At 62.3% G+C, this 23,484-nt stretch carries 22 protein-coding genes and 1 pseudogene; 17 read left to right on the forward strand and 6 right to left on the reverse strand.

Annotated elements, in window-relative coordinates; all coding sequences use genetic code 11:
* Nucleotides 1–562 precede the first annotated feature (562 nt).
* Together C9422_RS31155 and C9422_RS31160 are read left to right on the forward strand one after the other, a co-directional pair.
* Complete coding sequence (locus tag C9422_RS31155) at nucleotides 563–1,978, forward strand: cytosine permease (RefSeq protein WP_116583309.1); 1,416 nt, start codon at nucleotides 563–565, stop codon at nucleotides 1,976–1,978.
* 123 nt (nucleotides 1,979–2,101) lie between these two features.
* Nucleotides 2,102–3,142: a GGDEF domain-containing protein gene (locus C9422_RS31160; protein WP_256590053.1), complete on the forward strand. Its 1,041-nt coding sequence runs from the start codon at nucleotides 2,102–2,104 to the stop codon at nucleotides 3,140–3,142.
* 182 nt (nucleotides 3,143–3,324) lie between these two features.
* Here the strand turns inward: C9422_RS31160 and C9422_RS31170 are convergent, their stop codons facing one another.
* From C9422_RS31170 to C9422_RS31185, 4 genes are all read right to left on the reverse strand, one after another.
* Nucleotides 3,325–3,684, reverse strand: coding sequence for a cupin domain-containing protein (locus C9422_RS31170; protein ID WP_015095627.1), 360 nt, complete (start codon nucleotides 3,682–3,684; stop codon nucleotides 3,325–3,327).
* Between the two features lie 13 nt (nucleotides 3,685–3,697).
* Nucleotides 3,698–5,095, reverse strand: a complete 1,398-nt coding sequence (locus tag C9422_RS31175; RefSeq protein ID WP_116583312.1) for an FAD-binding oxidoreductase — start codon at nucleotides 5,093–5,095, stop codon at nucleotides 3,698–3,700.
* A gap of 70 nt (nucleotides 5,096–5,165) precedes the next feature.
* On the reverse strand, nucleotides 5,166–6,440 hold the full coding sequence (locus C9422_RS31180) for a glycosyltransferase (protein WP_116583313.1): 1,275 nt from the start codon (nucleotides 6,438–6,440) through the stop codon (nucleotides 5,166–5,168).
* A 99-nt stretch (nucleotides 6,441–6,539) separates the two neighbouring features.
* Nucleotides 6,540–7,472: a GntR family transcriptional regulator gene (locus C9422_RS31185; RefSeq protein WP_015095624.1), complete on the reverse strand. Its 933-nt coding sequence runs from the start codon at nucleotides 7,470–7,472 to the stop codon at nucleotides 6,540–6,542.
* Between the two features lie 309 nt (nucleotides 7,473–7,781).
* On the opposite strand from C9422_RS31185, the gene C9422_RS31195 reads away from it, so the two are divergent.
* The 13 genes and pseudogenes from C9422_RS31195 to C9422_RS32740 all read left to right on the forward strand — a co-directional run bounded on the left by C9422_RS31195 (nucleotide 7,782) and on the right by C9422_RS32740 (nucleotide 19,887).
* Nucleotides 7,782–8,837, forward strand: a complete 1,056-nt coding sequence (locus C9422_RS31195; RefSeq protein ID WP_007976110.1) for a spermidine/putrescine ABC transporter substrate-binding protein — start codon at nucleotides 7,782–7,784, stop codon at nucleotides 8,835–8,837.
* Nucleotides 8,838–8,919: 82 nt separating this feature from the next.
* Nucleotides 8,920–9,780 (forward strand): ABC transporter permease, encoded by an 861-nt coding sequence (locus C9422_RS31200; protein WP_015095622.1) that lies wholly within the window; start codon nucleotides 8,920–8,922, stop codon nucleotides 9,778–9,780.
* Nucleotides 9,777–10,583, forward strand: a complete 807-nt coding sequence (locus tag C9422_RS31205) for an ABC transporter permease (RefSeq protein ID WP_007976115.1) — start codon at nucleotides 9,777–9,779, stop codon at nucleotides 10,581–10,583. The genes C9422_RS31200 and C9422_RS31205 overlap by 4 nt, the downstream gene beginning before the upstream one ends.
* Nucleotides 10,576–11,655, forward strand: coding sequence for an ABC transporter ATP-binding protein (locus tag C9422_RS31210; RefSeq protein ID WP_116583314.1), 1,080 nt, complete (start codon nucleotides 10,576–10,578; stop codon nucleotides 11,653–11,655). The genes C9422_RS31205 and C9422_RS31210 overlap by 8 nt, the downstream gene beginning before the upstream one ends.
* 32 nt (nucleotides 11,656–11,687) lie before the next feature.
* Nucleotides 11,688–12,971, forward strand: a complete 1,284-nt coding sequence (locus tag C9422_RS31215; RefSeq protein ID WP_116583315.1) for a glycosyltransferase — start codon at nucleotides 11,688–11,690, stop codon at nucleotides 12,969–12,971.
* Complete coding sequence (locus C9422_RS31220) at nucleotides 12,964–13,332, forward strand: cupin domain-containing protein (RefSeq protein WP_053161121.1); 369 nt, start codon at nucleotides 12,964–12,966, stop codon at nucleotides 13,330–13,332. Before C9422_RS31215 ends, C9422_RS31220 begins: the two co-directional genes overlap by 8 nt.
* A gap of 172 nt (nucleotides 13,333–13,504) precedes the next feature.
* The gene (locus C9422_RS31230; protein WP_116583316.1) at nucleotides 13,505–13,849 is read left to right on the forward strand and encodes a cupin domain-containing protein; all 345 of its coding nucleotides are present in this window, start codon (nucleotides 13,505–13,507) and stop codon (nucleotides 13,847–13,849) included.
* 5 nt (nucleotides 13,850–13,854) lie between these two features.
* Complete coding sequence (locus tag C9422_RS31235) at nucleotides 13,855–14,922, forward strand: aminoglycoside phosphotransferase family protein (RefSeq protein ID WP_116583317.1); 1,068 nt, start codon at nucleotides 13,855–13,857, stop codon at nucleotides 14,920–14,922.
* Nucleotides 14,909–16,417: an aldehyde dehydrogenase gene (locus tag C9422_RS31240; protein ID WP_116583318.1), complete on the forward strand. Its 1,509-nt coding sequence runs from the start codon at nucleotides 14,909–14,911 to the stop codon at nucleotides 16,415–16,417. Before C9422_RS31235 ends, C9422_RS31240 begins: the two co-directional genes overlap by 14 nt.
* 39 nt (nucleotides 16,418–16,456) lie before the next feature.
* Nucleotides 16,457–16,921 (forward strand): annotated as a pseudogene (locus tag C9422_RS32735) (NTP transferase domain-containing protein); the annotation flags it as partial.
* A 297-nt stretch (nucleotides 16,922–17,218) separates the two neighbouring features.
* Nucleotides 17,219–18,697, forward strand: a complete 1,479-nt coding sequence (locus C9422_RS31245) for an aldehyde dehydrogenase family protein (protein ID WP_256590054.1) — start codon at nucleotides 17,219–17,221, stop codon at nucleotides 18,695–18,697.
* A gap of 729 nt (nucleotides 18,698–19,426) precedes the next feature.
* Nucleotides 19,427–19,573: a hypothetical protein gene (locus C9422_RS32345; RefSeq protein ID WP_007976132.1), complete on the forward strand. Its 147-nt coding sequence runs from the start codon at nucleotides 19,427–19,429 to the stop codon at nucleotides 19,571–19,573.
* A gap of 188 nt (nucleotides 19,574–19,761) precedes the next feature.
* Nucleotides 19,762–19,887, forward strand: coding sequence for a hypothetical protein (locus C9422_RS32740; RefSeq protein ID WP_007976134.1), 126 nt, complete (start codon nucleotides 19,762–19,764; stop codon nucleotides 19,885–19,887).
* Nucleotides 19,888–20,037: 150 nt separating this feature from the next.
* On the opposite strand, the gene C9422_RS31255 is transcribed toward C9422_RS32740, so the two are convergent.
* Together C9422_RS31255 and C9422_RS31260 are read right to left on the reverse strand one after the other, a co-directional pair.
* Nucleotides 20,038–20,997 carry an HlyD family secretion protein gene (locus tag C9422_RS31255; RefSeq protein ID WP_116583320.1) on the reverse strand — a complete coding sequence of 320 codons (960 nt, stop codon included), beginning with the start codon at nucleotides 20,995–20,997 and terminating at the stop codon, nucleotides 20,038–20,040.
* Between the two features lie 3 nt (nucleotides 20,998–21,000).
* The gene (locus C9422_RS31260; protein WP_015095609.1) at nucleotides 21,001–21,372 is read right to left on the reverse strand and encodes a DUF3302 domain-containing protein; all 372 of its coding nucleotides are present in this window, start codon (nucleotides 21,370–21,372) and stop codon (nucleotides 21,001–21,003) included.
* Between the two features lie 151 nt (nucleotides 21,373–21,523).
* Between C9422_RS31260 and C9422_RS31265 the strand changes: the two genes are divergently transcribed.
* Entirely contained in the window at nucleotides 21,524–22,186 is a 663-nt protein-coding gene (locus C9422_RS31265; protein ID WP_116583321.1) for a hypothetical protein, read from the forward strand.
* Nucleotides 22,187–22,263: 77 nt separating this feature from the next.
* On the forward strand, nucleotides 22,264–23,346 hold the full coding sequence (locus C9422_RS31270; RefSeq protein WP_116583322.1) for a sterol desaturase family protein: 1,083 nt from the start codon (nucleotides 22,264–22,266) through the stop codon (nucleotides 23,344–23,346).
* Nucleotides 23,347–23,484: the final 138 nt, after the last annotated feature.

Below are 23,484 nucleotides of genomic sequence, written 5' to 3' on the forward strand. Positions count from 1 at the left end.
GAGCAAGCTCGCTCCCAAAAAAAAACAGTGCGATACCTCGGGTTCAAGCTTTGCCGCCTTCGCGCAGTGGTGATGACAGTCAGTTAAAACGCAGAACCCTGTGGGAGCGGGCTTGCCCGCGATGGCGGTATGTCAGCCACATCGATGCTGGATGTGCCACCGCCATCGCGAGCAAGCTCGCTCCCACAAAAAAACAGTGCGATACCTCGGGTTCAAGCTTTGCCGCCTCGCGCAGTGGTGATGACAGTCAGTTAAAACGCAGAACCCTGTGGGAGCGGGCTTGCCCGCGATGGCGGTGTATCAGTCCAAGAAGATGTTGGATCTGATGGCCTCATCGCGAGCAAGCTCGCTCCCACAGGGATTTTGTTGTTCTGATTATTATTGGTTTTTCCTGCTGATAAATGGCCATTACTGCGCAATCTTTTTTAAGGTTTAAAGGCACAAATTAACTAATTTTCCTCCCCGCGCTCTTTGTCCATGATCGTCTCCAACAAGAAATGCGCCGTCCCGTTTGCGCACACCGAAGTACGAACACGTACTCATCCTTGCCTTGGAGTTCGTCATGTCCACCACCGCTTCATCCGCCCCGCTCATCGAGAAACACACGATCGGGTATGTCCCTCCTGAGGATCGCCACGGAAAGGTCAAAGATCTGTTCACCCTGTGGTTCGGCGGCAATATCGCGCCGTTGCCCATCGTCACCGGTGCGCTCGGCGTGCAGTTGTTCCACCTGAACCTGGTCTGGGGCATTGTCGCCATCATCGTCGGTCACCTGGTCGGTGGGGTGCTGATGGCGCTGCATTCGGCGCAAGGCCCGCAGATGGGCATTCCGCAGATGATCCAGAGTCGCGCACAGTTCGGTTCCCTGGGGGCGTTGCTGGTGGTGGTGATTGCCGGCGTGATGTACATCGGCTTCTTCGCCTCCAACATCGTCCTGGCCGGCAAGTCGCTGCATGGCGTGGTCGAGAGTGTGCCGGTGTCGGTGGGCATCGTCCTCGGCGGCCTCGGTTCGGGGATCATCGGCATCATTGGCTACCGCTTCATCCACGTGCTCAATCGCATCGGCACCTGGGTGCTGGGCCTGGGCATCGTGCTGGGCTTCGGCTACATCCTGACCCACGTGCAGACCGATGACTTCCTGACCCGCGGCAGTTTTAACATCTCCGGCTGGCTGGCCACGGTGTCGCTGGCAGCGCTGTGGCAGATCGCGTTCGCGCCGTACGTGTCCGATTACTCGCGCTACTTGCCGAAGGACGTCAAGGTCAGCTCGACGTTCTGGGCGACCTACCTGGGTTCGTCGCTGGGCTCGATCCTGTCCTTCGTGTTCGGCGCCGTCGCCGTGCTGGCCACGCCCGTGGGCATGGACACCATGGACGCGGTGAAACTCGCCACCGGTGCCATCGGCCCGTTGATGCTGGTGCTGTTCCTGCTCAGCGTGATCAGCCATAACGCCCTGAACCTGTACGGCGCGGTGCTCTCGGTGATCACCTTGCTGCAAACCTTCGCCCATCGCTGGATTCCGACCGCGCAGAGCCGGGCGGTGCTGTCGCTGATCATCCTCGCCGGTTGCTGCGTGGCGGCCATCGGCGCCTCGGCGGATTTCATCGGGCATTTCGTCGACCTGGTGCTGGCGTTGCTGGTGGTGCTGGTGCCGTGGACCGCGATCAACCTCATCGACTTCTACGCGATCCACAAGGGTGACTACGACATCGCCTCGATCTTCCGCGTCGACGGCGGCATCTATGGCCGCTTCAACCCGCAGGCGCTGCTGGCCTACGCCATCGGCATCGTGGTGCAGATTCCGTTCATGAACACGCCGATCTACACCGGCCCCGTGGCGGTGCATATCGATGGCGCGGATCTGTCGTGGCTGGTGGGCTTGATCGTCACGACGCCGCTGTACTACTGGCTGGCGAACCGCGATACCGCTTACCGTCGCCGGCAGAACGTGGCGAGTCTGATGTCGGGCAACATGTAAAGGACGCTGGAACAGGCGTGCCGGGTTGAAATGAGGCTGTAATTCGGGATAGCCGTTTGTCGGGCGTATGGTTATGCTCAGCGAGCCTGCCAATCGCCAATGATAAACAACCACAGTGAAGCCATGAGCCAATCCGACACGCGTGCGACTGTTCTAGCGCTGTATCCAGAAGATTCCCGTGAGGCAGCGGCGTTGCTCAAGCAGGCAGTGCCGCTGATGGTTCGTCACAACATTCCGCCCAACCCGGTGCACTACGCGCTCTGGTACACCTACAGCAAGGGCCAGGAGCCGGAACTCAACCGGCACCTGGACCGGGTGGTCAACGATTTCGACGCTTTCCCGCCGGAGTCGGCGACCAGGCTGTTTCGCGAGTACATCATCCGCGACGAACTGGCGGACGCCCGTTCCGGGCAGCAGGAAGCGATCAACCTGGTCGACGACATGGAGCGCGATGTCTCGCGCAGCGTGAAGGGTAACCAGAACTTCCAGGCCAGCCTTGGCCAGTACCTGCAAATGCTCGAAGAGCCGGCCAGCGAGCGCTTGCCGAGCATCCTGATCCAGTTGCAACAAAGCACCCGGCTGATGCAGGGGCAGCAGGAACACTTCCTCGCCCAGCTGCAGTCGGCGCAACACGAGATCAAAAGCCTGCGCGACAAGCTGGAGCGCGCCCAACTGGCCGCGACCCTCGATGGCCTGACCGAATTGCTCAACCGCACCACCTTCAACCGCAAGCTTGAACAGGCGATGAATGACGCGGCGTCCGGCGTGGCGCTAGTGATGCTGGATATCGACCACTTCAAGCAATTCAACGATCAGTACGGCCATCCGTTGGGGGACCGTGTTCTCCAGCATGTTGCCCGGGTGTTGCGTGACTCGCTGTCGGGCGAAGCGTTCGCGGCGCGTTACGGCGGTGAGGAGTTCTGCGTGGTGCTCAAGGATTGCCCGGATCTGGTGGCGGCGGGTGCGTTTGCCGAGCGGCTGCGTCTGAAAATCCAGTCGCTGCGGGTCAAGGCCCGGGGCACCGATACCGTGCTGGACACCATCACCGCGTCGTTCGGCGTGGCCCATGCACAACCCGGCGACACACCGGAAAGCCTGCTGACCCGTGCCGACGACGCGCTGTACCAGGCCAAGCGCAACGGGCGCAATCTGGTACGGCAGTAACTCCTTAAAGGACAAACCACCGGCACCTGTGGCGAGGGAGCTTGCTCCCGTTCGACTGCGCAGCAGTCGCAATCCCTGTTTGCTCGGTGATACCTGAGTGATCAGGTTTTGGGGCCGCTGCGCGGCCCAGCGGGAGCAAGCTCCCTCGCCACAGGTGTTTTGTTGCTCCTTCTATCCGCCGGTTAGCCGAGGATGAAGTAGACCTTGCGCACCGGGGTGAGGTTTTCCCAGGTGCCCTGGAATCCGCTGGCGACCACGAAGGAGTCGCCGGGGCCGAACGTGCGCGCGACGCCTTCGGCATCGGTCAGGCGCACCGTGCCCTCGAGAATGTGGCACAGCTCATCGTAATCGCACTGGCAACGTTCCCGGTGCGGTCCCGCCTCCCAGATGCCGGCCACGGCGTTTTTTCCGGGCGCCACAAAGTGCCGCCAACTCTTGCTGCGATAAGGCGCGTCGACCACGGCCGGGTCGTCGATTTCGGTTTCACGGGGGGCAAGCTCACTGGCGAAGTCGATGACGTGCCGGGGCAGGGCTGTGGACATGGTGGTCTCCGGATCAGGAATCGAAGCCGATGCCAAAGGCATCGAAGGTCTTGAGCAGCAGGTCGCGGTGACCGTCGCGGTCCTCCCGCGCCAGAGAGCGCTGGGCCAGTTTCACGCCGACATAACGCAACGGCTCGGGCGGAAAGCGGAACGGCGCCTTGGAGGTCATCAGCAGCTCGGTGCGTTCGGTGCGTTCCCCGGCCAACAGGTCGAGCATGTTCAGCGCAGCGAAGCGACTGGCCGATACCCCTTGCCCGGTGAAGCCCAAGGCATAGGCAACGCGGCCCTGATTTTCGCAACCGGTGAACATCGTGGTGCGTGCCGAGGTGTCGATGATGCCGCCCCAGGCATGGCTGAAACGCACATCGCCGAGGGCCGGGAAGGTCTGGTGAAACTGTTCGGCCAGGCGCTGGAAGCTTTGCGGGCGCTGGGTCAGGGCTTCGTCGCGGCGCCCGCCGAAATGGTAGATGGCATCAAAGCCGGCCCAGAGAATGCGGTTGTCGGCGGTTTTGCGCAGGTAGTGGAACTGATTGCCGGAATCGGCGATGCCGTATCGGTCGGTCCAGCCGATGGCGGCCAGTTGTTCATCGCGCAGTGGCTCCGTGACCAGCGAGTAGTCGTAGACCGGGATCACGCTCGAGGCCAGATGGCCGAGCAGCGGTGGAGCGATGTTGGTGGCGAGGGCGATCTGCCCGGCGATGATTTCGCCATCGGCCGTGCGCAGGCGCAGGCTGTCGTTGCGCGCATCCAGTTGCAGCACCGGGCTGTTTTCGAACAGCGCGATCCCTTGTTCAAGGCATACGCGGCGCAATTCGGCAGCCATTTTCGCCGGATTGAGCAGGGCGTAGTTGGGTTCGAACAGGCCCGCCACGTACGCCGGGGAGTCGAGTTTCTGTGCCAGTTGAGGGCCTTCCAGCCACTGGCAGTCAATGCCGAACCGCGCGTAGTTGCGTTGCATGGCACGCAGTCCGTCGACCTGCCACGGCTGGTAGGCGACGTTGAGTTTGCCTTGGCGTTCGAACTCGACCTGCATGCCGAAGCGATCCACATCGGCCGCCAGCTCATCGAGGCTCTGCCGGCCCAGGCGGATCAGTTGCTGCGCTTCATCCGGCCAACGCTTGAGGGCGTTGGACACGCCATGGGAAATGCTCGGTGCACAAAAACCGCCATTGCGCCCGCTGGCCTCACCGCCACAACGACGGGCCTCGATGATCGCGATGCTCAGCTTGGGGTTGCGCTGGCGTGCCAGTAGCGCCGTCCACAATCCGGTAAATCCGCCACCGACCACCGCCAGGTCGCATTGCACGGTTGCGCTGACGGAAGGTGCGGCGGGCGGTGGGGTGACGGTGTCCTGCCAGAAGGGATGGGGCAGGACGTGGTCGAGCGCATCGAGACGCGGTGGGGCATTCATGCTGAAACTCCGGCGGTGTGTCGGGCAGCGACGATTGCGTTCGGTTGCCCGACGGTTTTTGTTGTTATGGCTAGAGGTCTAGGATCGCTCGGGCGGCAATGTCGGTGCCGCGGGTCGCCTGCATGCGCTCGCTGAACGAGGCGAGGCGTTGCTTCATCGGTTGGTCGGTCAACAGTTGTTCGAGGGCGCCGGGCAGGGCGGCCAGGGGATCGGCGAAGCGCGGCAGGTAGCGGCCGACGCCGACTTCCTCGGCGCGGGCGGCGTTGTCGTGACCGTCCCAGCAATAGGGAATGATCAGCGACGGCAAGCCGAAGTACAGCGCCTCGCAGAAGCTGTTGTTGCCGCCGTGATGGATGAATACATCGCATTCCTTGAGCACGGCGGGCTGGGCAAACCAGCTGTCGAGGTACACGTTGTCCGGCACGGTGGTGTACATGTCGCGGTAGGCGCCGACGTTGACCAGGAAGCGGTACGGCAAGGTCTCGATCGTGCTGATCAGGCGTTTCATCATCCCGGTGTCGGCGGCGCCGAGGCTGCCGAAGCTGAGGTAGATCAGCGGCGCGTCGTTGTGCCGTGGAAAGTCCGGGACGATGTACGGCGCTTCGCGGCGTACGCAGCCGTCGAGGTAGACGTAGCGCTGCGGATCGAGCGGCTGCCGGCGTTCATAGCGCACAGGCGTCGGCGACAGCAGCAGGTTGAGCCAGGGTGAATCAGTGAGGAACTGCCCCGCCGGACAGGGTGCCGTATGGTTGCCCAGGAGAAACTGCGAAAAGCGTTCATGGGCCGGTGCGACCGCTTTGAGGTAGTGCTCCGAGTAACGCTCGCAGGCTTCGGTGTCACTGGCCAGGCAGCCGGAGAGGTACGGTGGAACGGCGGCATCCGGCAGTTCGGTCTCGGCGCAGGACACCACCCGCACCCAGGGGCAGCCGGCGTTGGCGATGGCCGGGAACATCACCACGTTGTCGAGCACGATCACGTCGGGCTTGAGGCGGCCGAGCAACTGCTGCAAGGGTTTTTCCGCTTCGATGGCGGTGTCGATGATGGCTTCCCAGGCGGGCGCCACGTAGCTGTCGATCTGCGCCAGCGGGGTCTGGTCGAAGTAGGGAATGCTGCGCTCGATGAAGCGTTCCCAGTAGTGCTGGTGTTCCGCCGCCGACAAGGGGCTCACTTGCGGAATCGGGTACTCGTCGAATCCATATTCGGCGAACAGCCCCTGGAAATGCTCGTGGCAGATGAACACCGGTCTGGCGCCCAGCTCGCGCAACGACTGAGCGATACCAATGCAGTTCAAGGCCGCGCCGAAACTGGCTTCCGGAAACAGGGCGATCAGTTTTTGTTTTTGCATGGCGAGGACTGTCCATGGCGGGTCAGACCCGCCGCTCCTGAAGGTGTTTTTGATGCTGTCTTATTTTCAAAAAAAAATCATCATGTTTTTGCGTGGCGCTTAACGACGCCCGAACAGATGACTTTGCGGAATGCCCCGGTTAGCGGTTTGCGGGCGTTGCGCGGCGCTCAGGCGCAGGTGCAGGCGCAGCAGGTCGGCGGCGATCTCCATCTGCCCGCGTTCGATCTGCGCGATGATTTGCAGGTGTTCGCGCAGGGCCTCTTGCAGGCGGTGCACGCTGACCGATGGCAGCAGGTTCGGCAGGCGGCGCAAGCCCTGATGCTGGAGCAGGGCGTCGCTGATGAAACGGTTGCCACAGCTCTGGGCCAGCAGCTCGTGGAAGCTGATGTCCAGCTCGCGAAACTGCTGCAGATCGAAGTCTTCCACGGGGCGGGCGAGCAGGCTTTGCATGGCGCTGCGCAACAGCGCCAGGCGTTGCGGGTCGGCGTTGAAGCTCGGGCTGAGCAAGGCTTCGGGCTCGAGGATCAGGCGGAATTTCAGGCTTTCTTCGAGGGCCGCCAAGCTGTTCAGTGACGGCCGAAACAGCCAGGACTGGCCGGGGCCGCGCTCGATGGCCTGGCTTTCGCTCAATTGCTGCAAAGCCTTTTGCGCCGCCGGCCGGCCGATGTCGTAGCGGCGCATCAGTTCGCTGATGCTGATGCTGTCGCCCAGGCGCCCGGCCATGCGGTCACGCAGCACCGAGGCGGCCAGTTCTTCTTCCTCGGCCTGGGGCAGGGCGGCGTTGAAGGCCTGGCCCGCCGGCGATGCCAGCAAGCGGTAGCCCTTGCCGGCTTCGTGGCTCAGCAGGTTTTCTTCCAATAGCACTTTCAGCGCACCGCGAATCAGCGTGCGCGACACCTGGAACGTGCGGGCCAGGGCCTGTTCGGCCACCGGGTCGCCGGCCACCAGGCCGCTTTCCTGGGTGTGCTCCAGAATCCGCCGGGCGAGTTCCAGGTGATTGGTGCGGGGTTTTTTCTCGGCTGTTGTGCTCAAGCGTCTTATCTCGGTTCGGTCGCTGGCGAATCAGGTGCTCATCTTATGCCATGCGCCGCTCAATGGTCCTGTGGTAACGCGCATTCCTCTGTAGGAGCTGCCGAAGGCTGCGATCTTTTGATCTTGTTTTTAAAGATCAAGATCAAAAGATCGCAGCCTTCGGCAGCTCCTACAGGGTGAAGAATCGGAAAAAGGCGTTGACATCTTTTGATACTGGTCCTAATTTCTAAAAAAAAACACCAGCAATCGTTTCTCGTTTTGCCGTACTGCCTTCGAACACAACAATAAACAATCGTCGGGTGAGTATTTATGAGCAAGCTGAATGATCTTCTGTGCGCGGGATTGGCCGTTTCCCTGGCGATCGCCTCACAGGCTGCAAGTGCGAAAGACATGGTGATTTCCATCTGGGACGGCTACATGGCCCCGGATGCGCTGGAGAAGTTCAAGGCGGCCAGCGGTGTGGACGTCGACAAGGCGCTGCACGCCACCAACGAAGAAATCATGGGCAAGCTGATGGCCTCCGGTGGTGAAGGCTATGACGTGGTGTTCGTCTCCTCGCCCTTCGCCGAAGTCCTGCACAAGCAGGGGCTGCTGGCGGACATCGATCCGGTCAAAGTCCCCAACCTGAAAAACCTCTACCCCGAAGCCACCCACCTGGAATATGACCAGGGCAACCAGTTCTCCGTGCCTTACACCTGGGGCACCACGGGCATCTGCTATCGCTCCGACAAGGTGACGCCGGCGCCGCAAAGCTGGAACGAACTGCTCAATCCGAGCGATGCCCTCAAAGGCAAGGTGACGATGCTCGCCACCGACCGCTGGATGCTCGGCGCCGGTTTCCTCGCCAAGGGCTGGTCGGTCAACGACAGTGACCCGGCACAGATCGCCGCGGTTCGCGACCAACTGATCGCCACCAAAAAACGCATTCTGTCCTTCGACGACACCACCTTCTATTCCAAGCTCGCTTCCGGCGAATCGCTGATGGCCCACGCCTGGGACGGCTGGTGCAACTACGGCACCCAGGCCAACGCAGCGATCAAGTTCGTGGTGCCCAAGGAAGGTTCCGACTTGTGGGTGGACACCATGGTGGTGCTCAAGAGTTCGAAGCACCAGGACCAGGCCTTCAAGTTCATCAACTTCATGCTGGCCAAGGAAAACCACGCCTGGGTCGCTGAAAACATCCTCTACAAAGTCCCCAACCAGGCGGCCATGGCCGGGTTGTCCGCGGACCTGCTCAAGCAATACCCCAACCTGACCATCGCCCCCGCCGAGCTGCTGAAAATGGAGCAATTGCGCGACCTGGGCGGCACCACGCAAAAGGCCTACACCCGCGCCGTCACCGAAATCATGGCCGCGCAGAACTGACGCCACGTCGATCCGAGGCATGCCCGACATGCCTCGCCACGCTCGCAAGCCGCCTCTGTCCTGAGGCGGGAGGATAGGGTTAATGAGTGCTTTGCATGCTGACAGGCGTCTGTCGGCCTGGCTTCTTGCGCCCGGCTTTGGCTGGCTGCTGATGTTCCTGGTGATTCCGTGCCTGCTGGTGCTGGTCTACAGCTTCGTCGAACGCGGTGCCTACGGTGGCATCGACTGGTTGTTCACCTGGGAAAACTACCAGCGCGCGTTCGATCCGCTGTACCTGGGCATCCTGCTCAAGTCGGCGAAAATCGCCGGGCTGGCCACGGTGTTCGCGGTGTTGATCGGCTACCCGGCGGCCTATGCGATTGCCCGCGCACCACGGCGGCGCCAGGCGGTGTACCTGTTCCTGGTGATGCTGCCGTTCTGGAGCAACTACCTGATCCGCACCTACGCCTGGATCGTCCTGCTCAACCGCGAAGGCCTGATCAACCGCCTGCTGCAAGTGTTCGGCTACAGCGGCGAACCCATCAGCCTGCTGTACACCGAGTCGTCCGTGGTGTTGGGGCTGGTCTACAACTACATCCCCTTTGTGATCCTGGCGATCTTCTCGTCGCTGTCGCGGATCAACAACGAATTGTGGGACGCCTCGAAAGACCTCGGCGCCTCGGGCTGGATGACCTTTCGCCGGATCATCCTGCCGCTGAGCGTGCCGGGTATCGCCGCCGGGGCGGTGTTTGTCTTCGTGCTGAGCATCGGCAACTTCATCACCGCCGACCTGCTCGGTGGCAAGCAGGTGCAGATGGTCGGCAACCTGATCTATGCGCAGTTCCTCACGGCGCGGGACTGGCCGTTCGGTGCGGCGCTGAGCTTCTTCCTGATCGCAATCATGCTGATCCTGTTGTTCATCCAGGCCCTGGTGGCCCGTCGTGCAGAAGGGGCGCGCTCATGAGTCAGCCACGTTCTGTCAGCGCCACCGTGCTGGGTTCGCACCTGGGCCTGGTGTACGCCTTCCTTTATATACCGATCCTGGTGTTGATCCTGCTGTCGTTCAACAAGTCCGGGTTGCCCACCGCCTGGGGCGGCGTGTCGTTGAAGTGGTACGCGGCACTGGCGCACAACACGGCGATTCTGTCGGCGGCGCTCAACACCCTGATCGTCGCCTTGTCGGCGACCTTCATTGCCTGCGTGCTCGGCACGTTCCTCGCGCTGGGCATCGAGTTGCGCCGCAAGGGCAATGACAAGGGCCAGGTGGTCGACACTTTGCTGATGGCACCGATGATCATTCCCGACATCGTGCTGGCGATTGCGCTGCTGAGCTTTTTCAACCTGCTCAAGGTCGGCCTGGGGCTGCACTCGATCATCATCAGCCACGCGGTGTTCAACATCGCCTTCGTCTGCGCGGTGGTGCGCACGCGGCTCAAGCACTTCGACTATTCGATACTCGAGGCCTCGATCGACCTCGGCGCGAGCTGGTTCACCACCTTTCGCCGGGTGCTGTTGCCGGTGATTTTCCCCGGCGTGCTGGCCGGTGGATTGCTCTCGTTCACCCTGTCGGTGGACGAATTCATCATCGCCTTTTTCAACTCCGGCTCCGGCCAGGCTTCGACCACGTTGCCCATGCAGATCTACGCCATGATCCGCTTCGGCGTCACCCCGGAAATCAACGCTCTGGCGACGCTGGTGATGCTGGTCAGCATCACCGCGCTGCTGGCTTCGCAGCGTCTCAACAAGGCTCCTCGCACCCATGAATAATTCTTCCGCGGTACTGATCCTGGACAAGGTCAGCAAGTCTTATGGCAACGGCCTGGCGGTCAACGAGGTGTCGCTGAGCATCCGCGAGAACGAGTTCTTCGCGCTGCTCGGGCCGTCCGGCTGCGGCAAGACCACGCTGCTGCGCATGCTCGCCGGTTTCGAGACCCCCAGCGGTGGCTGCATCTACCTGGACGGCAATGACATCTCGCCGCTGCCGGCCAACAAGCGCCCGCTGAACCTGATGTTCCAGTCCTATGCGCTGTTCCCCAACATGACCGTGCGCAAGAACATCGCCTACGGCCTGGAAATGGAGCGCCTGCCCGAAAGCGAAATCCGCCGGCGGGTCGATGAGGTGCTGAGCACCGCGCAGCTCGGTGAGCTGGCCGAGCGCAAGCCCGATCAGCTTTCCGGCGGCCAGCGTCAGCGCGTGGCATTGGCCCGGGCATTGGTCAAACGGCCACGGGTTTTATTGCTCGATGAGCCCTTGGGCGCCCTCGACAAAAAGCTGCGGGAAAAGATGCAGCTGGAACTCAAGCGCCTGCAACACGAGAGCGGCATCACCTTCATCATCGTCACCCACGATCAGGAAGAAGCGCTGGTGATGTCCGACCGCATGGCGGTGCTCGACGGCGGCAAGGTGTGCCAGTGCGGCAGTCCGTCGGAGCTGTACGAGAACCCCAACAGCCGGTTTGTCGCCAACTTCATCGGCGTCAGCAACCTGCTCGAAGGCGTGCGCTCGGGCCAGCACTCGGTGCGCGTGAATGGCCAGGAGTTGAGCGTGGAAACCGACGCGCCGCTGGTGTCCGGCCAGTCCGTCGCCGTGGTGGTGCGCCCCGAGCGCCTGCAAGTGCTGGCGGAGCAGGGCAGCGATTGTCCCAATCAGGTCAGCGGAAAAATCGTCGAAGTCGCCTACCACGGCCTCGACACCAACCTGCACGTGCAGACAGCCCTCAGCGACAAACCGCTGATCGTGCGCGTGCCGTCCTCACAGTTTGAATTCGCCCATTTTGCAATCGACACGACCATCCGGCTGGGCTGGCAGGCCCGGCATGCCCGCGTATTGACACGCTGAACAATAAAAAGACCAGGCAGGAGCAGCACTCGATGAAACAGAAAGTGATCGCATTCTTCCCCGAAGCCGCCTACGGCCCGGCGCTGAACTCAGTCGGTATCGCCCAGGCCTGTGAAGCCCTGGGCCATAAGGCGGTGTTCCTCACCGACCCGGGCATGAGCGGTGTCTACGCCGGTTATGGTTTCGAGGAGCACATGGTCAACATGTCGGCACCGATGCCGGCCGAAGAGATGGCCCGCTACTGGGTGGACTTCATCAACGGCCACATCCCGAATTTCCGCAAGTCGCCGCTGGAGCAGATCGACAACTACGTCAAGGAATGCTGGGCGGCCATCGTCGAAACCGCCAAGTGGGCGCAAAGGGACCTGCCGGCGGTGCTGGACAAGGTCAAGCCCGACCTGATCTGCGTCGACAACGTGATCCTGTTCCCGGCGATCAAGCAATACGGCAAGCCGTGGGTGCGGATCATTTCCTGCTCGGAAAACGAGATCGAAGACCCGGACATCCCGCCGCACCTGTCGGGCATGAGCATCGACGACAAGGCCGGCCACGCGCAATTCCGCCAGCGCTTCGAGGAAGTGGTCGGGCCGATCCACGAGGACTTCAACCAATTCCTCCAGGCCCACGGTGAAGCGCCATATCCGCTGGGCACCTTCTTTGAAGCCTCACCCTTCATGAACCTGCTGCTGTACCCGGACGCGGTCAAGTTCGACCGCCGCCATCCGCTGCCGGCCGAGCGTTTCCATTACCTGCAAGGCTGCGTGCGCCACGACACGCCGTACGAGATTCCACAGTTCCGCGCCCACAACGACAAGCCGCTGCTGTACGCCAGCTTCGGCAGCCTCGGTTCCGGCGATGTCGAGTTGCTCAAGCGCCTGATCGAGGCGGTGGGCAAGCTGCCTTACCGGGCGTTGTTCAACGTCGGCGAGCACCTCGACGAATACACCGACCTGCCGGACAACGTGCAGATATCCAACTGGTTCCCACAGCCTTCGGTGATTGCCCAGGTCGATGCGGTGATCCATCACGGTGGCAACAACAGCTTCACCGAGTGCCTGTTCTTCGGCAAACCGGCGATCGTCATGTCCTACGTCTGGGACGGCCACGACAACGCCATGCGCGCTGAAGAAAGCGGTCACGGTTTCAAGCTCGACCGCTACGAATGGAGCGAAGAACAGCTCGCACAAAAACTCCACGCCTGCCTCAACGACGAGGCCATGCGCCAACGCCTGCAGCGCACTAGCGCGCAGATGCAATCCCGCAAGGGGCCGCAAGACGCGGCCGCGATTCTCGACAAGGTGCTCAACGATGCCTGATTCATCCACCACGGCGGGTATCACGCCGTACCTCGAAGCCGTCAGCAGCCGCACCGACCTGGTGGACTGGGGCGTGCAGAGCGACGCCGTCGAAGGCGTCTCGCATTCCAGCGGCCGCTTGCTGTTCAAGGGCCCGAACAACAGCCCGGAAACCGGGTTGTGGGTGTGCACCCCCGGGCGCTGGCGGCTGTCGATTCCCCGGGATGAGCTGTGCCACTTCATCGCCGGGCACGCCACTTACCGTAACGACAATGGTGAGGTGATCGAAGTGCGGCCCAACACCCTGGTGCTGTTTCCGGCCGGTTGGACCGGTGAATGCGACGTCCGGGAAACCTTGCGAAACGTTTACATGCTGGCTTGAGCCTGACACCGGACTTGAACCTGACACTGAACCTGTGGCGAGGGAGCTTGCTCCCGCTGGGCAGCGAAGCTGCCCCAAAAAAATGGGCCTGCTAAGCAGTCCAGCGGGAGCAAGCTCCCTCGCCACAGGGTTATCGGTCGTTCATTTGAATTGATTTATTGGAGAGCAACACATGACTACCCCGTTTCTGTACGACCCGCTGGACATCACCGACGTCAAGGATTGGGGCGTGATCCCGACCATGCTCGAAGGTGAATCCCGTGTCTCCGGCGTGGTGCTGCACAAAGGCCCCGAAGGCCAGTCCGAATGCGGCATCTGGATCTGCACCCCGGGCAAGTGGTTTTGCCATGTCACCAGCGACGAGTTCTGCCACTTCCTCGAAGGCCGCTGCACCTACGTCCACGAGTCCGGCGAAGTGATCGAGATCAAGCCCGACACCGCCGCCTTCTTCGGCAAGGACTGGAAGGGTGTGTGCACCGTCCACGAGACCATCAAAAAGGTCTACATGATCCGGTGACTGCCATGACAGATGCACTGGCGTCATTGCCAACCCGTGAAGACCAGCGCGCCGCCTTCCTGGCACGCGCCGGTTTCGCCGGGGCCCCGCTGGTGGCCTTGCCGGCGGATGCTTCGACCCGGCGCTATTTCCGCCTGGACGGCGCCGGCCTGTTGCTGATGGATTCGCCGCCCCAGAGCGAACCCATCGGCCCGTTTGTGCGCATCGCCCGGCAGTTGCAAGGGCTGGGCCTGTCCGCGCCGGCCCTGCTGGAAGTCGATGAAGCGGCGGGGCTGGCGCTGATCGAGGATTTCGGTCACGACACCTACACCCGGCTGCTGCTGGCCGGGCATTCGGAGTCGGCGTTGTATCACCTGGCGGTCGATACGCTGGTGGCCTTGCATCGCGCAGCGCCCGCGGCGGAACTGGCGCCTTACGACGCGCAGCGACTGGCGGACGAGTGCGCGCTGTTCATCGACTGGTACGTGCCGCTGTTGATCGGCAAAGAGGCGGCACAGGGCCTGCGCGATGAGTATCTGGCGCTGTTCGCCGTGGCTTGTGGTGACGTTGCCCAGCGCCGCGAAGCCCTGGTGCTGCGCGACTTTCACGTTGACAACCTGATGCTGCTGCAAGGCCGCGAAGGTGTCGCCGCCTGTGGCTTGCTGGATTTCCAGGATGCCTTGGCCGGAGCGGCGGCCTATGACCTGATGTCGCTGCTCGAAGACGCCCGGCGCGATGTGCCCGAGGCATTGCGTGAGGCACTGATCAGCCATTACCTGTCGCAGCGCCCGGAGCTGGACGCGCGGTGTTTTCTCGAAGACTACCGGCGCCTGGCCGCCCAGCGTCACGCCAAGGTGCTGGGGATTTTCGTGCGCCTGGCCGGCCGCGACGGCAAGCACGCTTACCTGGCGCACCTGCCGCGCACCCTGGGTCTGTTTGTCCGCGCCCTGGATGCCGAGGCCTTTGCGCCCCTGCGCCAGTGGCTCGACCGACACGTGCCGGGCTGGCGAGCAGAACTGCCCGCCACAACCCTGGCGACATTGCGTGAAACCCCTTATCGATTGGTTCAAGGATCATCCCATGGCCACGTTTAACAGCGATTCTGCCTTGCGTTTCATCAACCCCGAGTTCCTGCCGCTGAGCGATAGTCGCGTGCGCCAGGTGCTCGATCCGGCGACCCTGCAACCGGTCGGGCAAGTCGGCGTGTGTGGCGAAGCCGATGTGCAAGCCGCCATCGATGCCGCCACCGCCGCGCAAAAACAATGGCGCCTGGTCGACGCGAAAAGCCGCGCCGCGCGCCTGCATCAATTGGCCAATGCCATCGAGCAGAACCTGGCGTGCAACCGCGAAGTCGCGCGCCTGATGACCCTGGAGATGGGCAAGCCGTTTCCCGAGGCCATGGGCGAACTGGCCAACTGCGCGCCGATCTTTCGCTACTACGCGGAAATGGCCCGGGACGATGCCGGCAAGGTCGCCGGCACCACGCAGATCGGTTCCTTCCAGCATGTGCGCTACGAGCCCTATGGCGTCAGCGTGCACATCATGCCGTTCAACTTTCCGATCCTGCTGATGTGCTGGACGGTCGCCGCGTCGCTGGCGGCGGGCAATGCCTGCCTCATCAAGCCGGCGGAAGCCACGACCCTGTGTACCCTCAAGTTCATGGAGCATTTCAGCGCGTTGTTGCCGGGACTGGTGTCCTGTGTGCCGGGCGATGCGGTGACTGCGCAGCTGCTGGTGCAGTCGGCGCAGACCCACGCGGTGGCCTTCACCGGCAGTGTGGCGGCGGGCAAGGCGGTGGCCGTGGCCTGTGCCGAGCGGATGAAGCCTTGCGTCATCGAAGCCGGTGGCAGCGATCCATTGATCATCTCCAGGCATGCGCCGCTGGACGTGGCAGCGGCGGGGGCAGTGACGGCTGCGTTCCATCTCAGCGGGCAGATCTGCACCTCGGCCGAGCGCTTGTATGTCGTGGATGAGGTGCATGACGAATTTGTCGCGAAATTCGCCGAGCGCACCCGCGCCCTGCGCATCGGCCATGGCCTGGAACGTTCGGAGATCGGGCCGATGGTCAGCGAAGCGGCCCGCAGCAAAGTCATGCGCCTGGTCGATGACGCCGTGGCCAAGGGCGCGACAGTGGTGTGTGGCGGGCGGATTCCACCCCAGCACACGGTCGGCTGGTTCTATGAGCCGACCATCCTCACCGGCGTGACCCCTGACATGGCGATTCTTCAGGAAGAGTGCTTTGGCCCGGTGGCGGCGATCTGCCGGGTCAGCGATTTCGATGAGGCGGTGCGGCTGGCCAACGACTCGCCATTCGGCCTCGGGGCCTCGCTGTTTTCCACGGACCTGGCCGAAGCCATGGAGGCCGCCGAGCGACTCGAGGCGGGGATGGTCTGGGTCAACAACCCGTTGATCGACAACGATGCGCTGCCGTTCGGTGGCTGGAAGATGTCCGGCCTTGGGCGCGAGCTCGGGCGTCAGGGGCTGGAAGCGTTCCGCCGCTCGAAAATGGTCATCATCGACCACCAGCCGAAGATTCAGGACTGGTGGTATCCCTATGCCGACGATGTGTTCTATCGCGATCCGGCCTGAAGCCCGGATGCACTCAGGAGGATCGTGATGGGCGACAACATGGGCGGGTCGACGCTGGCGGTGATTCTCGCGGCCGGGCAGGGCAAGCGGATGCAGTCGCCGCTGCCCAAGGTGCTGCATCCGGTGGGCAACCGGCCGCTGCTCGGCCATGTGCTGGCGGCGGTGGAGGCGGCCGGTATCGAGCAACGGGCGGTGGTGGTGGGCGCGGGCGGCGAGCAGGTGGCTGAATACCTGCAGCAGGTCGCACCGACGGTACAGGTGTTTACCCAGCATGAACAACGGGGCACGGCCCACGCGGTACTCGCCGCCCGGCCAGCCTTGCAGGTCCAGCAGCAGGGCTATGTGTTGGTGTTGTTTGGCGACTCCCCCCTGATCACCCCGCAGACCTTGAATCGCTTGCGCAGGGCGTTGATGGACGGCGCGGCGGTGGCGGTGGCGGGTTTTCACACCCAGCAACCGGGGCCCTACGGGCGGCTGCTGGTGGAGCAGGGGCGTTTGCGGGCGATCCGCGAAGCCAGGGATGCGAGCCCGCAGGAGCTGGACATCAACTTCTGCAATGGCGGCGTCATGGGCCTGCGGGCAGATACCTGCCTGTGGTTGCTGGAGCGGATCGGCAACCGCAATGCCCAGGGCGAGTACTACCTCACCGATGCGGTGGCGGTGGCCAACGAGGCGGGGCTGACGGTGACTGCCGTGGAAGTGGAGGAAACCGACGTGCTCGGGGTCAATGACCGCGAGCAATTGCAGGTCGCCGAACAGCTGTACCAGCAGCGTCGGCAGCGCAGGATCAAGGAGTGTGCCATGGGTGACTATCAACGGTTGTACATCGGCGGAGAGTGGGTGACCCCCGTTCAGCGCGGTGTTTTCGATACGCTCGATCCGAGTGACGAGTCGGTGCTGGCGCAGGTTGCTTCTGCCACGTTCGAGGACGTCGACCGGGCGGTGGCGGCCGCGCGTTCGGCGTTTGATGAGGGTGACTGGCCACGCTGGTCCGGCTCGCAACGGGCCGAGGTCCTGCGCCGTATCGCCGAGGGCATCCGCCACCGTCAGGACGAACTGGCCGCCATCGAAGTGCGCGACAACGGCAAGCCATTGCCGGAAGCATTGTGGGACATCGCCGACACCGCCGGGTGCTTCGATTTCTATGCCGGGTTGGCCGAGCAGTCGGCTCAACAGGGTGAACAGTCGATCGACGTGCCGGATGCGCGCTTCACGTCATCGGTGATCAAGGAACCGGTCGGTGTGGTCGCGGCGATCATCCCGTGGAATTTCCCGATGCTGATGGCCTCGTGGAAGGTTGCCCCGGCGCTGGCGGCAGGTTGCACCGTCGTGCTCAAACCATCGGAGCTGACCCCGTTGACCGCCCTCGAACTGGCCGGCATCGCCGACAAGGCAGGGCTGCCGGCCGGGGTCCTGAACGTGATCACGGGCCTGGGACGCGAAGCGGGCGCGCCGCTGGCCAAACACCCGTATGTCGACAAGGTCGCCTTCACCGGCAGCGTACCGACCGGGCGCAAGATCATGCAGGCGGCTGCCAACGACATCAAAAACATCAGCCTGGAGCTGGGCGGCAAATCACCCTTCGTGATCTTCGCCGACAGCGACATCGAAGCCGCCGTGGAGTGGATTCTGTTCGGGATCTTCTGGAACCAGGGTCAGGTCTGTTCAGCCACTTCGCGGGTGCTGGTGGAGCGCGGATTGTACCCGGCGTTGCTCGAACGCCTGATTGCCGCGACCGAGCAGATTCAGATCGGCCAGGGTTTCGAAGAGGGGGTGAAACTCGGGCCACTGGTCAGTCAGGGGCAATTGGACAAGGTGCTGGCGGCCATAACAGCCGGTCAGCAGGAGGGTGCGCGGCTGGTGTCGGGCGGTGGGCGGCCGGGCAATCTGGAAAAGGGTTACTACCTGACGCCGGCGATTTTCGCCGATGTCCCCGAGGACAGCTCGGTGTGGCGTGAGGAGATCTTCGGCCCGGTGGTGTGCCTGCGCGCCTTCGACACGGAAGCCGAGGCGATCCGATTGGCCAATGACTCGCCGTTCGGCCTGGCGGCCGCGGTCATGTCCCGGGATATCCCGCGCTGTGAACGGGACGCTCGCGGATTTCGCGCCGGTATCGTGTGGGTCAACTGCTCGCAGCCGACCTTCGTCGAAGCGCCGTGGGGCGGCTACAAGCAGAGCGGCATCGGTCGCGAACTGGGGGAGTGGGGTTACAACAACTACCTGGAAACCAAGCAGATCACCCGCTACAACGGCGAACCCTGGGGGTGGTACCTGAAGTGAAGTGAATGCCGGTTGGCAGGTACCCCGCGGCGCTCTCGGGTCCATCGCCAGCAAGCTGGCTCCTACAGTTTTAGCGTGGGCACGGTCCCCTGTGGGAGCTGGCTTGCCAGCGATGGTCGTCAACGATAACGCGGGTTGGCAGGTACCCCGCGGCGCTCTCGGGTCCATCGCCAGCAAGCCGGCTCCTACAGTTTTAGCGTGGGCACGGTCCCCTGTGGGAGCTGGCTTGCCAGCGATGGTCGTCAACGATAACGCGGGTTGGCAGGCACCCCGCGGCGCTCTCGGGTTTATCGCGAGCAAGCTCGCTCCCACAGAAATGGGGTCGCGGCTATCCCCACACATGGGTTATTACCCCCACCTGACCGGGCCTTTTTCACCAAACTTGCGTCTCGCCTGGCACACCGTCAAACAGCTCGTTCATTAATCTGGACTTTTTCCTGACCCTGTAGTGATGGCTCATTCGTTGCTTAACCCCCTGGTACCCGCAACAGTTTTCGTCCCATGACGCGAGGGGTGAAAAAATGAAGCCAGCGACGCCAGCATGCAACGCCTTCGCCTTACTGCTCAGGTCAAGCCCGCCCTGCACGATGCTCCTTCCCGGAGCACGTCACGGGCTGACAACGCGCTTGCACCCAACGTGCAGTCATCTTTCAGATCGCCACCGACGGCCAGCCCGGCCAATTGTTCGCGAGAGCTATTACATGTGCGGCGGGAAAGGGAGAACGGGTGATGGCTTCCACGACTAAATCCATTGATCTGATCACGAAAAGACCGACTCACCTTTACAAGCAGCTCGCTCAGTTGAGTCTGATGGTTGTTGCGTTGCTGATGATGCTGGCGTTGTCCGCCGTACTGGCGATGGCGTTGACCCTTTGAGCGCTCTGAGCTGCCGACGCCGCTGACGTGTCGGGTCGAATGCCACGGGTGAGCAAGCCTGTGAATTACCCAGCCAATGGAACTGCACACCATTGTGGCGATCAAATCCTTTACGGGTGAGACGCGCGTCGTAATGGTTACGCATTCGCATTGAACGCCCAGTTAGGCTGTAAAGCCGGGAGGGCAGCATGGGCAACAGCGCGATGGTCAAGTTCTTTGCGGGCTACCTGTTCGTGTGCGCACTGCTGGCATGGGCGGTGACCCAGGCCTCTCCCTGGATTGCCTCGCAGCTGCTGCTCCACTGGATTCTCTAGCGCCGCCCCCCTTCAATACCACTCCCGATACTTCAAGCTCCGCGATCCGCAGCCTGCTCGATCAGTCGTTGCAACTGCGCGATCAGGCCGGTTCGCTGAGCCGGCAACTGACCCAATTCAAGGATTGAGCCCGTTGCCGACGCTAGCGGGTTAGTGGAACGGAAAGATGTAGTTCATCCAGGCAGCCATGCGCAGGAGGATCTTGCGCATCATCGCGATGTGATGGAAATGCTGGCTGTACAACGCCGCCTGGCCGTAGGCACCGCCGGGCATCAGGTTGGCATACTGGGCATAGTCGGGATCGGTGATTTCAATGATCACCGGTACCCGGCCGGCCGGTGGCGAACCGGTGAAACCGATCAGCGTGCCCGACGGCTGGATCTGGCCTTCGGCGATGACCGACACCACGGTCTTGACCTTGCCTTCGAACACCTTCCCGGGAATGCCGTCAAAAGCGACTTCGGCCTCATCGCCCTCGGTCAGGCGCAACAGGCTGTTCTGGCGCATCCATGCCGAGAAGTAATGACCTTCGGCGGGAATGAACACCATCGAGGGGCGCAGCGGCAGCTTGGTCGCCATCATGCCCGGACGCAGCGAAACATGGGTGACGAAGCCTTTGCTGGGCGCACGCACCGTGGTGTTGTCGAGTTCGTACTGTGCGTTGTCCAGTTGTGCCTTCAGGTCGTCGGTGCGGGCGACCACCATATCCAGTTCCCGTTGAGTGCTGAAATTACGCTTGATCAACTCGGTGATCCGCACACGATCGGCCTGGGCGGCAATCAGTTGTGCCTTGAGGGATTTGACCCGGTAATCGAAAGGCGCGGGGTCGATGCGAAACAGCACATCGCCTTTTTCCAGGGGCTGGTTGGTTTTGACCGGCACGTCGATCACCTGGCCACTGACCACGGGAATCACCGGAACCGATACGAAATAGGAACGCGCCACCTCGGAGTAGGGGTGGTTGTAGTTCATCGTGAAAATCATCGCGCCGACAATCACGATCCCGCCCAGCACCGCCGTGGGCACTGTCCATTTGTTCAACGGAATGCGGAAGATCTTGAAGATGGCTACGCAGATTGCCGCATATGTCAGAACGAGTAAAAGATCCATGGCTCAAATGCCCTCGCCGAGATTGTCCGTTGGCCGCCTGCTCTGTGCAGTACCGGTCGCCGCCTCGAGGCGCTCGATCCGGCCTTGCAGTTCGGCGACCTGTTGTTCGAGGTGAACCACATGGCTCTTGGGTGAGTGTCCGTCACTGAAACCCCAGCCCCGGTCTTCCCGATAGGCCATCGCCCAGATCCACAGGAACGGCCAGAGCGCGTGCAGGGTGAACAGGCTGACCCAGCCGGTGGCGTGGATCGCATCCTGGTGAGGGTGGTTGCGGTGGACGGCAATTTCATAGGGGATGTCGTGGAGCAGGATGATCCCGTAGAACAGGACGAGCCCGACAAAGATCAGCAGGCCCAGCGCGAAGTAATCAAGCATGAATCACTCCTCTTGAAGCAGGTAACGTGTGCGCATGAGTGTAGTCGTTCCATCTACACTTGACGGGGAGGCAGATATCCAGCCCGGGCAACCGGTGCCTGGCCGATGCGTCGACCGGTATCGTGCAGATAGCCCAAGGGGAGGTGTACTCATGCCAGGCAATGGTCAATTCGAAAGGGCGCCTGTACTTGACCCTGTCGAGCGCATTACCGAGGTGATCTTCGGCCTGCTGATGGCCATGACGTTCACCGGCACCATCAGCGTGGCCACGGCAGACCAGGCCGCCGAACGCACGATGATGCTGGCCGCGCTCGGTTGCAATCTCGCCTGGGGACTGGCCGATGCGGTCATGTACCTGCTGCGTGCACTGGTCGAGCGCACGCGCAGGATCAAGCTGTACCTGGCACTGCGCAATGGCGCGGACGCCGAGGCGGGCCAGGCGCTCATTGCACAAGTGCTGCCGTTGCAATTCGCCACGGCGGCCGGCAGCGAGGGCCTGGAACTGTTGCGCCGACGGCTGCTCGAGCAGCCGCCCTTGCCGATCAGGGCCGGCCTCGGCTGGAACGATTTCAGGGGGGCGTTCGGTGTTTTCCTGTTGGTGGTGTGCTCGACCTTTCCGCTGGTGGTGCCGTTCATACTGCTCGACCAGACGGCACTCGCCATTCGCTTGTCCAACCTGATCGGACTGGTGGTGCTGTTCATCGCAGGCTGGATGCTCGCCAGATACGCTGGCGCCACGCAGTGGCAGGGTGGGGTGATCATGGCCGCTACGGGAGGTGTGTTGATCCTTGCGATCATTGCGCTGGGCGGCTGACAACTGGACATAATTCAGCACACTAAAGACTCATTCTCATTTACAATTGCCCTTCCATTTACGTCGGGCAGCCCGGTATGGATGTTCTTGCCGCAATCCATCTTTATTTATCCCAGTGGGTGATCGAGCCGGTCACCCGGCAGTTCCTGGGCATTTTCGACTTCAACGGCAGACTCGGTCTATCCTTTCTCTGCATGTCTTACGGCGTTGCTTATTGCCTGTTCCGGCACCGCAAATCCCGGGGGTTGACCGACGCGCGCTCGTTCGTTGAGTTCATCGGTGGCAGCCGGGTTTACCTGCACCGCTCGGCGCTGCTCGACTACCGCTATTACTTCGTACTGGCCATCCTCAAGGTTGTCCTGGTGCTGCCCATCGTCGCTCTGGTCGATCCGTACGTGTTGCGCTCGGCGGACTACATCGCCTTCTTCACCGGGCTGTGGGGCGCGCGCACGCAAGTGGAGGAGCACCTGGCGCTGACCCTGCTTTATGGACTGGGGGTATTCCTGGTCAAGGATTTCAGCCATTACTGGGGCCATCGCGCGTTTCATTCGCGGTATCTGTGGGCCTTCCACAAAGTCCATCACTCGGCGCCCGTGCTGGTGCCGGCGACGGCCAGCCGCGTGCACTTTCTGGAAGAGGTGGTCGAAAAGCTCACGGACATCATCTGTGTCGGCGCCTTTGCCGGTGTCTTCTGGTACGCCTGCGGGGGAGAGATCAGCCGCTACACACTGTTTGGCGTGACCTACATGGTGTTCATCTTCAACAGCCTGGCGGCCAACCTGCGTCACAGCCATGTCTGGTTGTCCTTCGGACCGGTGCTTGAACGGGTGCTGAGCAGCCCGGCGCAACACCAGATTCATCACAGCGATGCGCCACGACACTTCAACAAGAACTTCGGCATCAACCTGTCGCTGTGGGACTGGATGTTCGGCACGCTGTACGTCACCCGCCCCACACCCGAGGTCATCGCCTTCGGCACCGGGGAACAGGATCACGAGCGTTACCTGACGATGAAGGGTTTGATCGTCACGCCGTTTGTGGATGTCGGCCGCAAATTCCTCTGTGCCATACGCCCGAAAGCACAGCCCCAAAGCGCATCTGATCCGTATTTTTCAGTGCAATCTGCCTCTGTAACGGATACAGCCGCCAGCCCACAATAAATCTCCGGTACGGCAGCACTCGGCGCTCGCTGTACCGCCAATTCATAGTGTGGGAGGCCGCATGGCCAAGATGACGATTTTTCTCGGCGGTTTTCTGGTATTGACCATCCTGATCGGTGTGCTGGCGACGATTCCTCC

This window comes from Pseudomonas sp. B1(2018) (genome assembly GCF_003097365.1).
Lineage (GTDB): Bacteria > Pseudomonadota > Gammaproteobacteria > Pseudomonadales > Pseudomonadaceae > Aquipseudomonas > Aquipseudomonas laurylsulfatiphila.

Coding starts and splice junctions, on each gene's coding strand:
- C9422_RS31160 (WP_256590053.1), top strand. CDS start 2,102: ATGAGCCAATCCGACACGCGTGCGACTGTTCTAGCGCTGTATCCAGAA.
- C9422_RS31255 (WP_116583320.1), bottom strand. CDS start 20,997: ATGGATCTTTTACTCGTTCTGACATATGCGGCAATCTGCGTAGCCATC.
- C9422_RS31220 (WP_053161121.1), top strand. CDS start 12,964: ATGCCTGATTCATCCACCACGGCGGGTATCACGCCGTACCTCGAAGCC.
- C9422_RS31205 (WP_007976115.1), top strand. CDS start 9,777: ATGAGTCAGCCACGTTCTGTCAGCGCCACCGTGCTGGGTTCGCACCTG.
- C9422_RS31155 (WP_116583309.1), top strand. CDS start 563: ATGTCCACCACCGCTTCATCCGCCCCGCTCATCGAGAAACACACGATC.
- C9422_RS31265 (WP_116583321.1), top strand. CDS start 21,524: ATGCCAGGCAATGGTCAATTCGAAAGGGCGCCTGTACTTGACCCTGTC.
- C9422_RS31270 (WP_116583322.1), top strand. CDS start 22,264: ATGGATGTTCTTGCCGCAATCCATCTTTATTTATCCCAGTGGGTGATC.
- C9422_RS31200 (WP_015095622.1), top strand. CDS start 8,920: ATGAGTGCTTTGCATGCTGACAGGCGTCTGTCGGCCTGGCTTCTTGCG.
- C9422_RS32345 (WP_007976132.1), top strand. CDS start 19,427: ATGGCTTCCACGACTAAATCCATTGATCTGATCACGAAAAGACCGACT.
- C9422_RS31260 (WP_015095609.1), bottom strand. CDS start 21,372: ATGCTTGATTACTTCGCGCTGGGCCTGCTGATCTTTGTCGGGCTCGTC.
- C9422_RS31175 (WP_116583312.1), bottom strand. CDS start 5,095: ATGAATGCCCCACCGCGTCTCGATGCGCTCGACCACGTCCTGCCCCAT.
- C9422_RS32740 (WP_007976134.1), top strand. CDS start 19,762: ATGGGCAACAGCGCGATGGTCAAGTTCTTTGCGGGCTACCTGTTCGTG.
- C9422_RS31235 (WP_116583317.1), top strand. CDS start 13,855: ATGACAGATGCACTGGCGTCATTGCCAACCCGTGAAGACCAGCGCGCC.
- C9422_RS31195 (WP_007976110.1), top strand. CDS start 7,782: ATGAGCAAGCTGAATGATCTTCTGTGCGCGGGATTGGCCGTTTCCCTG.
- C9422_RS31180 (WP_116583313.1), bottom strand. CDS start 6,440: ATGCAAAAACAAAAACTGATCGCCCTGTTTCCGGAAGCCAGTTTCGGC.
- C9422_RS31245 (WP_256590054.1), top strand. CDS start 17,219: ATGGGTGACTATCAACGGTTGTACATCGGCGGAGAGTGGGTGACCCCC.
- C9422_RS31215 (WP_116583315.1), top strand. CDS start 11,688: ATGAAACAGAAAGTGATCGCATTCTTCCCCGAAGCCGCCTACGGCCCG.
- C9422_RS31170 (WP_015095627.1), bottom strand. CDS start 3,684: ATGTCCACAGCCCTGCCCCGGCACGTCATCGACTTCGCCAGTGAGCTT.
- C9422_RS31210 (WP_116583314.1), top strand. CDS start 10,576: ATGAATAATTCTTCCGCGGTACTGATCCTGGACAAGGTCAGCAAGTCT.
- C9422_RS31230 (WP_116583316.1), top strand. CDS start 13,505: ATGACTACCCCGTTTCTGTACGACCCGCTGGACATCACCGACGTCAAG.
- C9422_RS31240 (WP_116583318.1), top strand. CDS start 14,909: ATGGCCACGTTTAACAGCGATTCTGCCTTGCGTTTCATCAACCCCGAG.